Here is a 12,908-nt window from a genome sequence, read left to right as displayed (position 1 = left end):
CAGGCAAAGTTCATATGATCAAGAATTGCTATCATATGAGCATGAAGACAGAAGAGCGGCACCGCCTGATCGGGGAGCTGCTACGCCGCAAGACCGAGGTCTCGGTGGATGAGCTGACTCTGGCATGCGACGCATCGGGCGCCACCATCCGGCGGGACCTTGAGCTGCTCGCAGCGCATGGCGTGCTCCGCCGGGTCCACGGCGGTGCCAGGAGCCTCATTGCCGGCGGCGAAAACCCCGGCTACGGCCAGCGCGAACTCGAAGACCAGGCCGTGAAGGCCCGGATCGCCGTCGCTGTGGCCGGCCTGCTGGGAGAGCGTGAACGTGTGTGGCTGGACAGCGGGACCACAGCCACGGAAATTGCCCGAGTCCTCCGCGGGCGCGAACTGACGCTGATGCCCATGTCCATGCGCTCCCTGACAACGGTCACCGACGGCGACCCGCATGCCGGCCAGCGCCCTGCCCTGCTGCTCCCCGGCGGAAGCCTGGTACCCGGCGAGCTGTCGTTCCGCGGCCCGCTCGCGGAAGCCAACATCCGGTCCCTGCGCTTCGATACTGCGGTGGTCACGCCCTGCGCCTTGAACCTCAAGGACGGGCTCCTGGCCCATGATCTGGATGACGCCGCAGTGAAACGGGCCGGCCTCGAATCCGCCGCGCGGGTGATTGTTGCCTGTGCCGGTGCCAAATGGAATGCCACCGCGATGGCCCTGGTTGCCTCCTTGGACGCAGTGCACGTGATAGTCACGGACAAAAACCTGAGTGCGGACGAACTCGCACACCTCAACAAGCTCTCGGTGGAAGTAGTCAAAGCATGAGCATCAACACCAGCACAACGGCCGGGCCGTCCCTCAGGGCAGCCGCGGCCGCCACTTTTGTGGTCTTCGGTATCAACGGCTTTGTTTTTGCCAGCTGGGCCGCCAGGATCCCCGCCGTCACCGAGACGCTGCACCTGACCTCCGGCCAGATGGGCACGCTTCTGCTGTGCATTGCCGTCGGCTCACTGCTGGCCCTTCCGACGGCGGGACTTGTGGTGGGGAAAATCGGCACCGCCAATGCGGTGCGCGCAGGCGGTTTGCTGTCAGCCCTGGCCGGGGTGGGCATTGCATTCTCACTGTCGGCGGAATCGGTGCCGGGCACTGCCGTGGCGCTGTTCTTCTTCGGCATCGGCGTCGGGCTGTGGGACGTTTCGCAGAACATTGAAGGGGCTGACGTCGAGCACAAGCTTCGGCGCACCATCATGCCGCAGTTCCATGCGGCCTTCAGCGGCGGGGCCTTTCTGGGGGCGCTGATCGGCGCAGGCCTGTCAACGATCGGTGTTGGCCTGCCGTTGCACCTGCTGGTCATCGCCGGCGTGGTGGTGGTCGTGGCCCTCGTGGCGCCCCGCTACTTCCTCCCGCACATAGCTCAGGCCCTCCCCGTGGATGGTGAGCCGAAGGCCATCAAGGGGCCGTCTGCCTGGCGTGACAGCCGCACCCTCCTGATTGGCGTTGTGGTCCTGGGTGCAACACTTACTGAAGGCGCCGGAAACGACTGGATCGCCAAGGCCACAGTAGACGGGCTGGGTGCCTCGGAATCGACCGGCGCCCTGATGTTCGCCCTGTTTGTCCTGGCGATGACAGCCATGCGGCTCTTCGGTGGCCGTGTGATCGACACCTACGGACGTGTTGTGGTGCTCCGGGCAAGCATGGCCGCCGCGGCTGCTGGCCTGTGCCTGTTTGTGCTCGCGGGGAACATCTGGCTGGCCGGCGTAGGCGCTGCGCTATGGGGTGTGGGCGCCGCGATGGCGTTCCCCATGGGGATGTCCGCTGCTGCCGACGATCCGAAGCACGCCGCCGCGAGGGTCTCGGTTGTATCCACCCTGGGGTATGTTTCCTTCCTCGCCGGCCCGCCGTTGCTGGGGTACCTGGGTGACCTCACGGGAATCCATGTGGCACTCCTGGCGATCCTCGCCCCGATCGTGGTGGCATTGCTCCTCGCCGGAGCCGCGAGGCCCCTGTCCTCCAAATAGCGGCCTCCAAACATGTGCCTCCAAGATGGGGAACACCGCCGGTATTAGGGTGGGGAGATGTACAGAGTGTCGCGCCAAGAACCGGGTTGGATCAGCCGAGTTGACCGGCGCCTTGTCCGCGGTGTGTCGTCGTTCCCGGGCGGCAACCACGACGCGTTCTTCCGCCGCCTCTCCGCGTCCGCGAACAACGGCAAACTGTGGATGGGGGCAGCGGCGATCATGGCCGCGTTTCCCGGCAAGCCCCGCCGGGCCGCCCTGCACGGGCTGATCGCCCAGGCCGTGGCCTCGGCTGTGACCAACGTAGTGTTCAAAACACTCCTGCCGCGGGCCAGGCCGCTCCCCGAGCACCTGCCGGTTTTCCGGTTCGTCCATCCCCAGCCCACCAGTTCGTCCATGCCCTCGGGGCATTCGGCCTCGGCCATTGCCTTCGCGCTTGGCGCCGGACTGGTCAAGCCTGCTGTTGGCGCGGCCCTTGCACCGGCCGCACTGGGGGTGGCCTACTCACGCGTCCACACGGGGGCCCACTGGCCATCGGATGTCTTCTTCGGATCGGCGATCGGCGCAGGGGCGGCTTTGGTGACCCGCAAGTGGTGGCCCGTCCGCCCACCGTTTCCCGGCGTGTCCCGCACCGCAACCGAAGCTCCCGAGCTGCCGGGCGGCGAAGGCCTCAGCATCGTGGTAAATACCCTCGGCGGCTCCTTCACGGAACAAACCGCGGGGGCCCTCCAGGAAGTATTCCCCAAAGCGTATATAAAAACGGTCGAGCCGGGTGAGAGCCTTGACGAGGCCATCCAGGCCTTGGCTTCCCATCCGGACACCCGCGCACTGGGCGTGTGGGGCGGCGACGGAACCGTTGGCACCGCGGCCGCGGCCGCCGTCGAGCATTCCGTTCCCCTGCTGGTGCTCCCGGGTGGAACACTCAACCACTTCGCCCGGGACACGGGGACTGCCAACCTTAAGGACGCTGTGGCAGCGGCTGCCGCGGGTGAAGCCGCCCGCTCCGACGTCGGCATTGTGACCGTGGAGCGCGGGCTTGCGGGCAATCCGGAAACAGCAGACCTGATCATGCTGAACACCGCCAGCGTCGGCCTCTACCCCAACCTCGTCCGGCGCAGGGAGCAGCTTCAGCCGGCCCTCGGCAAACCGCTGGCCGGCGTTGCGGCAATGTTCCGGACCTTCGCCGCAGGAACCCCCACCACCCTGACCGTGGACGGTGTCCGGCATAAACTCTGGATCGCGTACATTGGCCGGGGCCGCTACTACCCCCGGGACCATGCTCCCCTGTCGCGGCCCGTGCTGGACGACGGCGTCCTGGACGTCCGCATGATCACCGCCGACGAATCCTTTGCCCGGCTCCGGCTCCTGTGGTCGGTGCTGACCGGCACAGTGGCGACGTCCCGGATCACCCACCTGCGGGAGGCCACAGAAGTCCGCATTGAGTCGGAGGGATCGCCCATGGCGCTGGCGGTGGACGGCGAAGCGCTGGCCGGCGTGCGCAGCGTCCGGATCCGGGTGGAACCGCGCGCCCTGACCTACTACTCGCCCCGCACCTAAGGCGGCTGCCCCTGAGGGGACCCCTCGTCATCCGTGCGGACTACCCTGATTCGACCCTGAATCATCCCTGAGACAGGCGAAATCAGGCCAAGCCGTCGGTAGCGTGGAACGTACGCAAGAAACCTTCCCCGCATCCCGCAGCCACCTGGCTGCTGTTCTAAGGAACATTCCATGATTGAGGCAACAGGCCTGTCCAAGGTCTACGGCAGCAAAACGGCGGTTGACGGCGTCAGCTTCACCGTCAAAGCCGGGCAGGTGACGGGCTTCCTGGGCCCGAACGGTGCCGGCAAATCCACCACCATGCGCATGATCATGGGACTGGACCGCCCGACGTCGGGCACGGTCACTGTGAACGGCCTGCACTACGCAGACCATAAGGCCCCCCTGCACGAGGTGGGTGCGCTGTTGGACGCCAAGGCGGTCCACACGAGCCGCAGCGCCTACAACCACCTGCGGGCCATGGCGGCCACGCACAACATCCCCACATCCCGGGTGCACGAAGTCATCGAGATGACCGGCCTGGAGGCCGTGGCCCGGAAGAAGGCAGGCGGCTTCTCGCTGGGCATGGGGCAGCGCCTGGGCATTGCCAACGCCCTGCTCGGCGATCCGCAGACCCTGATCCTTGACGAGCCGGTCAACGGCCTCGATCCGGAAGGTGTGTTGTGGGTCCGCAACCTGGTCCGCTACCTCGCCGGACAGGGCAAGACCGTCTTCCTGTCTTCACACCTCATGAGCGAAATGGCCCAGACCGCAGATCACCTGATCGTGATCGGCCGCGGAAAAATCATTGCGGACGCCCCCGTCCAGGACATCATTGCTGGCACCCGTCAGGTCAAGACCCTGGTCCGCACATCCGCGGCTACCCAGCTGTCAGCCCTGCTGTCCGGCGATGGCGTGACCGTGGACCAGGGCCAGCCCGAAACCCTGGAAGTGACGGGCCTGGACGCGCGGCAGATCGCCCAGGTGGCACTGGACAACCGGGTCCTCGTCTACGAACTCACCCCGCAGCAGTCGTCCCTGGAAGACGCCTACTTCGATCTCACCAAGGACGAAGTGGAATACCACTCACACCTGACCGGTGGACCCGCCGGCGAGTTCGCCCCGGAAACCGCCCCGGCAGCGGCAGGAAAGTAAGGACGATGACCACCATGACTGATACCCAAACTTCGCGTGTCCGTACCTCCGCTGGTACCAGGGGGGTGACCTTCTCCGGCGTGCTGAGGTCCGAATGGATCAAGCTGTTCTCCCTGATGTCCACCCGCATCCTGCTGCTCCTGACCCTGGTGGCGATTGTCGGCGTTGGGGCCCTTGCCGTCCTGATCCGGTTCTCCTTCCTGGACTCCATGGCCCGGATGGCGCGGGACCAGGGCCAGGCCCTGACGCCCGAAATGATGACGCAATCCTTCCCGCCGGGATCTGGTTTTGACCTGTACAACCTGCCCAACGCTGGCCTGCAGATCGGCACCCTGGTGCTGGGCTCGCTGGCTGTCCTGTTCATCTCCTCCGAATACGCCACCGGAATGATCCGTTCCACCATGAACGCCGTCCCGCGCCGCACGCCGGCCTTTGTGGCCAAGGCGATCCTGCTCGCAGTGATCTCCTATGTCATCACCACCATCGCCGCAGTGGCCACGTTCCTGATTGCCATGCCGGTCTTCCAAGGACTGGGTCTGGACCTGGGCTGGTCCACGGAGGGCGTGCTGTACAGCGTCTTCACGGGCGGACTTTACGTTGCCGGGGTGGCCTTGATCGGCCTGTCGCTCGGCGCGCTGCTGCGCAATTCCGCCGGCGGCATCACAGTCCTCGTGGGCCTGTTCTTCGTGGTCTCCATCGCGGCAAGCTTTATGACCTTCATCCCGGGCGACTTCTGGAAGTACGTTCCCCAGTACCTCCCGAGCGACGCCGGCGGACGGTTCCTGTCTATTGGCCACACCGACGGCGTCATCGATCCCTGGCAGGGCGGCCTGATCTTCCTGGGCTACGTTTTGCTGTTCCTGGTTCCGGCCATGATCGTGCTCAAGAAACGCGACGTCTAGGCGGACACTAGGCTCAGAGCATGAATGAAGCGGCACTTGTGAGGGACGCGTCGGCCAGCCAGGCCGACGCGTCCTTTGCCGAAATCACGGCCAAGCGCCGCGGCCTGCTTCGGCGGTACCTCTTCCAGCGTCCCCGGGTGATGGACGGCGTGGTGGTGTTCAGCTACGCACTGCTGGTGGCGCCGACCGTGGTGGACGCGATAGTGTCCGGCGCCTGGCTGGCGGCGGCCCTCCTCTTCGCGGTCGCGGGGGCCCTGTTCTTCCGGCGCTCCCACCCCGTGGCGCTGGCAGCCTTCGTCGCGGTCATGGAAGTGGCCGTCACGCTGCTGCACCCTTGGGGCTCCAACGTTTCGGCGGGGCTGTGGTTCTCGCTCTACGCCGTGGCCGTGGTGCACACGCGCCGGTTCGCGCTGGTGGCCATGGCCGCCGCCACGGCGCCGCTGGCCCTGCTATACCTGCTGGCCGCCGTCGGCCCCATGGAGAATTCCTTCATCCACGATGCCGGCGGCAATCCCGGGGACTTCCACCTCCTGACCAGCATCGCCACCGGCGCCACCATCGCCCTGTCCAACGTCATCGCCACAGGGATTGGCATTTCGGTGCGGCAACGGCGGGAGCACGAGCAGGAGATCTCCGCGTGGGCGGCTCGGACGGCCAGCCTGGCGTCCGTCAACGAACGCAACCGGATCGCCCGCGAAATGCACGACGTCGTGGCGCACTCGCTGACGGTGATGGTCAGCCTCTCCGACGGTGCCGCCGTCGTGGTCCGGAAAAGTCCCGAGCGCGCCGGCGAGGTGCTGGGGGAACTGTCGCGGACCGGCCGGACGGCGCTGGCGGACATGCGGCGTGTCCTTGGCGTACTCCGGGACGACGCTGGCGGGGCGGCGCCGCGTCAGCCCCTCGCTTCCGGCGACAGCCTGGCGAAGCTCCTGGAAGGCTTTCGCACCGCGGGCCTGCCGCTGCACTACTCGCATACCGGCCCGGCGCTGCCCGCCGACGCGGCCTTCCAGCTGACGGTCTACCGGATAGTTCAGGAGTCCCTGACGAATGTGCTCCGCTACGGCCGGTCGCTGGGACGGGTGGACGTGGCCATTGTCCGGGCCGGCTCCAGGGTCACCATTGAAGTGCTCGACGACGGCGCCGGAGTCCCGGGTCCGGGAACCTCCGACGGCGGCGTGCCGGGTTCCGGCGGGCTGGGTTCCGCCGGGCCCGGTTCCGGCCAGGGGCTGGCGGGTATGGCCGAACGGGCGCGTATTTACGCAGGCGCCGTGGTGGCCGGACGGCGCGGCCGCGGCTGGCGGGTGTATGCCGTCCTGGGTTGGCCGGCTGACGAGCCCGCGGAAACCCCCACCCATCCACCCCAACTGCAAGGCACCCGTGACTGAGACCCAACCGATAAACGTCCTGCTGGTGGATGACCAGCCGCTCCTGCGGATGGGCTTCCGCCTCATTCTTGAGGGCGAGGAAGACCTGCATATTGTCGGCGAGGCATCCGACGGTGCCGAAGCCGTGCGGCTGGTCCGCGACCTGAACCCCGACGTGGTGCTGATGGACGTCCGGATGCCCGTGTTGGACGGTATCGAGGCAACCCGTGCCATTACGGCCTCCAGATCCCGTGCCCGGATCATCATCCTCACCACCTTCGATGTGGACGAATATGCGTTCGCCGGGCTCCAGGCAGGCGCGTCCGCGTTCCTCCTCAAGGACGTGGCGCCGTCGGACCTGGTCAGCGCCGTCCGGGTGGTGGCCAGCGGGGATGCCGTGGTGGCCCCGCGTGTCACGCAACGGCTGCTGGAGACCTATGTCCGCGGCGCTGCCATGCCGGCCCCCTCCGTCGCACCGCGGGACCCCCTGCTCGAAGACCTCACCCCGCGCGAAACCGAAATGCTCGAAGCCATGGCGGAAGGCCTCTCCAACGCCGAAATCGCGCACCGGTATTTCCTGTCCGAAGCAACGGTGAAGACCCACGTCCGCCGGATCCTGACCAAGCTCCACCTGCGCGACCGGGTCCAGGCGGTGGTGTACGCGTACGAGACCGGCCTGGTGGTCCCGAGCAATCCTGACTACTGACGCTGGCGCGGCCTACTGACGCACAGGTCCCGCACAGGACGGGCCTATGCAGGGGATAGGCGGGACGCGTTGGATGGAGCCATGAGCAACCACCTTCCCCACCCCAACCACGACCGCGGCCTCGAGTTTGACCTGTCCACCCTGGTCAGCCGCCGTTCCCTCGGAATGTTCTTCGGCGCCGGCGGTGCGGCAGCGGCGCTGGCAGCGTGCACCTCCGGCGGGTCAGGCACCACAGCCGGCACATCGACGTCGGCCGCCACCGAGAGTGCCTCAGCCACCGCAAGCGCGGCCACCACGACGGCGACTCCCACCGCCAGCCCCACGCTCACCCGGGCGATCGCGGAGTGCGGCGTGGAGATTCCGGAGGAAACGGCAGGGCCGTACCCCGGTGACGGTTCCAACGGCCCCAACGTGCTGGCAGCCTCCGGGGTGGTGCGGCAGGACATCACCGCGAGCTTCGGAACCGGCAGCGCCACGGCCGAGGGTGTGCCGCTGACGTTCACCCTGACCCTGCTGGATAATGCCAACGGCTGCGTGCCACTGGCCGGCGCGGCCGTGTACGCCTGGCACTGCGACCGGGACGGCAGGTACTCCATGTACGATTCCGGGCTGGCAGACGAAAACTATCTCCGCGGCGTCCAGGAGGCGGACGCCAGCGGCCAGGTCACCTTTACGTCCATCTTCCCCGGCGCCTACTCCGGGCGCTGGCCGCACATCCACTTCGAGGTGTTCGAATCGATGAGCAACGCCACGGCCGCCGGACAGGTGCTGGCTGTATCGCAGATCGCCCTGACGGACGCAGCCTGTAAGGAGGTCTATGCCACGGCCGGCTATGAATCCAGCGCCCGGAACTTCCCCCGCACCACGCTGCAGGCGGACAACGTGTTCGGGGACGACGGCGGCATCTACCAGCTGGCCACCATGACCGGCTCGGCGTCCGCCGGCTACACCGCCGGGCTCAATGTGACCATCTAGACTCGGAACCATGCCTTCACCTTCCGCTGCCGCCGCGTCCAGTGCCGTTGACCACATCCAGGACCTTGGCACGTACGTCAGCGCATCTCCGTCGAGCTTCCACGCCGTCCACGAGGCCGCCCGTCGGCTGGACGAGGCCGGGTTCACGGGCCTGGACGAGCGTGAGCCCTGGGCCGGCGGGGCCGGATCGTTCTATCTGGTCCGCGACGGCGCGCTGATCGCCTGGGTGGTCCCGGAAGGCGCCGGACCCACCACCGGGTTCAACATCCTGGGTGCGCACACGGACTCCCCGTCCTTCAAGCTCAAGCCCAAGCCCACCACCGGAGCGTTCGGCTGGCTGCAGGCCGGGGTGGAGGTCTACGGCGGTCCGCTGCTCAACTCGTGGCTGGACCGCGAACTTCAGCTGGCGGGCCGGCTGGTCATGCTGGACGGCACCGAACACCTCACCGCCACCGGGCCCATGCTCCGTTTCCCGCAGCTGGCCATCCACCTTGACCGTGCGGTGAACGACGGCCTGACTCTGGACAAGCAGCGGCACATGAACCCCGTGTGGGGCCTGGGTAGCCCCTCTGATTTCGACCTGCTGGGCGTTTTGGCGGCCCATGTGCCCGGTGGCGCTTCGGTTGATCCTGCACGGATCGGCGGGTACGACGTCGTCATTGCGGACACGCAGGCACCTGCGGTTTTCGGGGCAAACGGGGAGTTCTTCGCCTCCGGGCGCCTGGATAACCTTTCCGCGACGCACGCCGGGCTCGCGGCGCTGATCGCGCACAGTGCTTCCGCTTCTTCCGCCCCCGCGGCGGGTGGCAAAGGTGCGCCGATTGCCGTCCTCGCCGCGTTCGACCACGAGGAAATCGGTTCGAATTCACGTTCGGGAGCGTGCGGACCCATCCTCGAAGACGTGCTGGTGCGGGTCTCCGACGGCCTCGGCGCAACGGCGAGCCAGCGGCGGCAGGCGCTGGCGGCGTCGTTCTGCGTTTCCGCGGACGCGGGCCACGCTGTCCACCCCAACTACCCGGAGCGGCACGATCCGGCCAACCACCCGGTCCTGAACGGCGGCCCGCTGCTGAAGATCAACGCCAACCAGCGGTACGCGACCGACGCCGCCGGCGCGGCATTCTGGGCGAGGCTGTGCGGCGAGGCGAACGTGCCGTACCAGGAATTTGTGTCCAACAACGTGATGCCCTGCGGCTCCACCATTGGCCCCCTGACCGCAACGCGCCTCGGGATCCGAACTGTCGACGTCGGCGTTCCCCTGCTTTCGATGCACTCCGCCCGCGAGCTCTGCGGCGTGGCGGACCCGCACCGGCTGGCTACGGTCACGGAGCTGTTCTTCCGGTCGGCGGCATAGCGCCAGGACGATTTAGCCCCGCACTGCCGGTGCGGATATCCACATAGTCACACCATTTCAGTAGTGGAGGCGCTCAGCCGCGCCTACGGTTGAAAAACACGGATGCCCTTTGGGTATGCGGCCCTTGGTTCCGGGCTGCTGCGGCGGTTCATTTATCGCCACCCAGGACATCGGTAACAACTAGCTGTACGCGACAGCAGGTGCCGGGAAGCCGGTGCCGCTGGCAGGACACGGGAGTGCAGGCCCCGGATCCGGCCGCTGCGTGGTTGTGCCGCGACTATGGAGCCGAAAAATGAAGTCTGCACCTGGATTGTTCTCCCGGCGGATCCTCAAGCAGTGCGTGCCCGCGCTGGTCCTTGCGTTGATCGTCTCCACCTTTTCCATCGCGGCCGACCCTTCGTGGCTGGCTCCTGCCCGCGCCGCAGGTCCGTGCGATGTGCCGGTGGTCAGCAAGGTCGCCTGCGAAAACACACAACCGGGCAGTCAACCCTCGGAGTGGCAGGTAACTGGCGCGGGCAACAGCACGATCCAGGGCTACGCCACATCGATGAGCGTCAACCTCGGGCAGACGGTGACTTTCAAGGTCAAGAGCACCGCCAGTGCATACCGGATCGACATCTACCGGCTGGGGTACTACCAGGGGCTTGGCGCCCGCAAAGTCGCCGCAAACATTCTTCCCTCAGTGCCTCTACCCCAGTCCCAGCCGAACTGCGCCACGTTCTCCGCGACCGGGCTGATCGATTGTGGCAACTGGGCGGTATCTGCGTCCTGGCCGGTGCCGGCGTCGGCGGTCTCAGGGGTCTACCTGGCGCGGCTGGTCCGAACAGACAACGGCGGAGCCAGTTGGATTCCGTTTGTAGTCCGTGATGATGCAGCTCATTCGGGCCTGCTGTTCCAGACGTCGGACACGACCTGGCAGGCGTATAACTCGTATGGCGGCAACAGTCTCTACAAATGCACGGTGGCGTGTCCGCCAGGCAATCCGCAAGCCTATAAGGCAGCCTTCAAGGTCTCCTACAACCGTCCCTTCAACTCGGCTGCAGACGACATTGGCCGAAGCTGGCTTATGTACAGCGAATATCCAATGATCCGCTTTATGGAGGCCAACGGTTACGACGTCAGCTACATGAGTGGTTTGGACGTGGCCACCAAGGCGCCTCTCCTGCTGAACCATAAGGCTTTTCTTTCGGTGGGGCATGACGAATATTGGTCAGCTGACCAGCGGGCGAATGTGGAGGCAGCGAGGGACGCCGGTGTAAACCTTGCCTTCTTTAGCGGCAACGAAATGTTCTGGAAGACCCGCTGGGAACCGAGCTTCGACGGTTCGAACACCGCGGGCCGGACTCTGGTTTCCTACAAGGACACCCATTTTGATGCGCCAACTGACCCTGTTTCATGGACGGGAACATGGCGCGACCCACGCTTCGGGACAAGCGGCGGCGGGGGAAATCCAGAAAACGCACTGACAGGCCAGTACTTCCTGGTCAACTCAGGCACGACAGATATCAAAGTTCCCTTTGCCTACAGCAAGCTCAGGCTCTGGCGCAATACGCCTATCTCTTCCATGCCGGCCGGAGGCCAAATAACACTCGGAGCGGACATTGGAACCCTTGGCTACGAGTGGGACGTCGATGCGGAAAATGGGTTCCGACCAGCCGGTCAGTTCAGGCTCTCCAGCACCACCAGCAACGCTGAAGTCTTTGTTGACTATGGTTCCCGAGTCCAAGGCAATACCCCCACAACTCACAACCTCACCATGTACAAGGCGCCCAGCGGCGCTCTCGTCTTCGGTGCAGGGACCGTCCAGTGGCCATGGGGTCTGGACGGCTACGCGACAAATAAACCCGTAGACCGAACAATGCAACAGGCAACGGTCAATCTGTTTGCCGACATGGGCACGCAGCCTGCCACGCTGATAGCTGGCCTGACCATCGCCCAGGCGTCCGGTGACACCGTCAGCCCGACGTCAACCATTACCTCGCCCGCTGCCGGAGCGGCGGTGGCGGACGGCTCCTTGCTGACAGTCAACGGCATGGCGGTGGACGTCGGCGGCGTGGTGGCAGGTGTGGAAGTCTCCACAGATAGCGGCAAAACGTGGCGCCTTGCCAACGGCACAACCGCTTGGAGCTACCAATATGTTGCACACGGAAGTCCTAGCTCCATCCTGCGTTCCCGTGCGGTCGATGACAGTGGGAACCTCGAGATTCCGGCTTCGGGACGATCACTGCAGGTAAATTGCCCGTGTTCACTGTTCGGCGTAAACACGACGCCGGAAGTGGCCGATTCCGATGACGGCGGGTCCGTGGAGCTTGGGGCAAAGTTCTATTCGGATGTTGATGGAACAATCTCCGGGATCCGCTTCTACAAGTCAGCCCTGAACACCGGAACGCATGTCGGAAACATCTGGAGTGCGACGGGACAGCGGCTTGCGACGGCGACCTTTTCAGGGGAGTCAGCAACGGGGTGGCAAACTGCAACCATCAACCCACCCTTGTCGGTCACGGCTAACACACGCTACGTCGCCTCCTACTTTGCACCGAGGGGACACTACGCCCAACATAACGGCTACTTTTACAACAATCCTTCGCCGGCACCAGCGGGAGGCGGAAGCACTGATAGTGCACCGCTCCATTTCACACGAAGCACACCCGGTAATCCCAACGGCTTCTACCGCTATGCAAGTTCCTCCGCTTTCCCGGATCAGATCTACAACGCCGAGTACTACTGGGTGGATCCAATCTTCAATCCCTCTGGAGTACCGGCTCCGCCGGCTCCTGCGGTGTCGTCGGTGTCGCCGGTGAGTAATGCTTCGGGTGCGGCGGTGGATGTGAAGCCGGCGGCGACGTTTAACCAGGCGGTGACGGGTTCTTCGGTGGTGTTCGGTTTGAAGGATGCATCGAATGCTGTGGTGGCT

At 65.6% G+C, this 12,908-nt stretch carries 10 protein-coding genes; all 10 read left to right on the top strand.

The window, feature by feature from the left end:
- Positions 1-41 precede the first annotated feature (41 nt).
- Positions 42-815 carry a DeoR/GlpR family DNA-binding transcription regulator gene (locus ACZY1F_RS19745; protein WP_463944144.1) on the top strand — a complete coding sequence of 258 codons (774 nt, stop codon included), beginning with the start codon at positions 42-44 and terminating at the stop codon, positions 813-815.
- Complete coding sequence (locus tag ACZY1F_RS19740) at positions 812-2,008, top strand: MFS transporter (RefSeq protein WP_463944143.1); 1,197 nt, start codon at positions 812-814, stop codon at positions 2,006-2,008. The genes ACZY1F_RS19745 and ACZY1F_RS19740 overlap by 4 nt, the downstream gene beginning before the upstream one ends.
- A gap of 57 nt (positions 2,009-2,065) precedes the next feature.
- Positions 2,066-3,562 (top strand): bifunctional phosphatase PAP2/diacylglycerol kinase family protein, encoded by a 1,497-nt coding sequence (locus tag ACZY1F_RS19735; protein WP_463944142.1) that lies wholly within the window; start codon positions 2,066-2,068, stop codon positions 3,560-3,562.
- 171 nt (positions 3,563-3,733) lie between these two features.
- The gene (locus ACZY1F_RS19730) at positions 3,734-4,696 is read left to right on the top strand and encodes an ABC transporter ATP-binding protein (RefSeq protein ID WP_463944141.1); all 963 of its coding nucleotides are present in this window, start codon (positions 3,734-3,736) and stop codon (positions 4,694-4,696) included.
- Between the two features lie 14 nt (positions 4,697-4,710).
- Complete coding sequence (locus ACZY1F_RS19725; RefSeq protein WP_463944140.1) at positions 4,711-5,598, top strand: ABC-2 transporter permease family protein; 888 nt, start codon at positions 4,711-4,713, stop codon at positions 5,596-5,598.
- A 20-nt stretch (positions 5,599-5,618) separates the two neighbouring features.
- Positions 5,619-6,983 carry a sensor histidine kinase gene (locus tag ACZY1F_RS19720; RefSeq protein ID WP_463944139.1) on the top strand — a complete coding sequence of 455 codons (1,365 nt, stop codon included), beginning with the start codon at positions 5,619-5,621 and terminating at the stop codon, positions 6,981-6,983.
- Positions 6,976-7,668, top strand: a complete 693-nt coding sequence (locus ACZY1F_RS19715; RefSeq protein WP_463944138.1) for a response regulator — start codon at positions 6,976-6,978, stop codon at positions 7,666-7,668. The genes ACZY1F_RS19720 and ACZY1F_RS19715 overlap by 8 nt, the downstream gene beginning before the upstream one ends.
- A gap of 81 nt (positions 7,669-7,749) precedes the next feature.
- Positions 7,750-8,643 carry an intradiol ring-cleavage dioxygenase gene (locus ACZY1F_RS19710; protein ID WP_463944137.1) on the top strand — a complete coding sequence of 298 codons (894 nt, stop codon included), beginning with the start codon at positions 7,750-7,752 and terminating at the stop codon, positions 8,641-8,643.
- A 10-nt stretch (positions 8,644-8,653) separates the two neighbouring features.
- Entirely contained in the window at positions 8,654-9,994 is a 1,341-nt protein-coding gene (locus ACZY1F_RS19705) for a M18 family aminopeptidase (protein ID WP_463944136.1), read from the top strand.
- Positions 9,995-10,286: 292 nt separating this feature from the next.
- Positions 10,287-12,908: N,N-dimethylformamidase beta subunit family domain-containing protein (locus ACZY1F_RS19700; protein ID WP_463944135.1), on the top strand; the 2,622-nt coding region annotated here is incomplete at its 3' end.

This window comes from Pseudarthrobacter xylosi (assembly GCF_055412765.1).
This window is presented reverse-complemented; position numbering and strand designations above follow the sequence as displayed.

Coding starts and splice junctions, on each gene's coding strand:
- ACZY1F_RS19745 (WP_463944144.1), top strand. CDS start 42: ATGAAGACAGAAGAGCGGCACCGCCTGATCGGGGAGCTGCTACGCCGC.
- ACZY1F_RS19740 (WP_463944143.1), top strand. CDS start 812: ATGAGCATCAACACCAGCACAACGGCCGGGCCGTCCCTCAGGGCAGCC.
- ACZY1F_RS19735 (WP_463944142.1), top strand. CDS start 2,066: ATGTACAGAGTGTCGCGCCAAGAACCGGGTTGGATCAGCCGAGTTGAC.
- ACZY1F_RS19730 (WP_463944141.1), top strand. CDS start 3,734: ATGATTGAGGCAACAGGCCTGTCCAAGGTCTACGGCAGCAAAACGGCG.
- ACZY1F_RS19725 (WP_463944140.1), top strand. CDS start 4,711: ATGACTGATACCCAAACTTCGCGTGTCCGTACCTCCGCTGGTACCAGG.
- ACZY1F_RS19720 (WP_463944139.1), top strand. CDS start 5,619: ATGAATGAAGCGGCACTTGTGAGGGACGCGTCGGCCAGCCAGGCCGAC.
- ACZY1F_RS19710 (WP_463944137.1), top strand. CDS start 7,750: ATGAGCAACCACCTTCCCCACCCCAACCACGACCGCGGCCTCGAGTTT.
- ACZY1F_RS19705 (WP_463944136.1), top strand. CDS start 8,654: ATGCCTTCACCTTCCGCTGCCGCCGCGTCCAGTGCCGTTGACCACATC.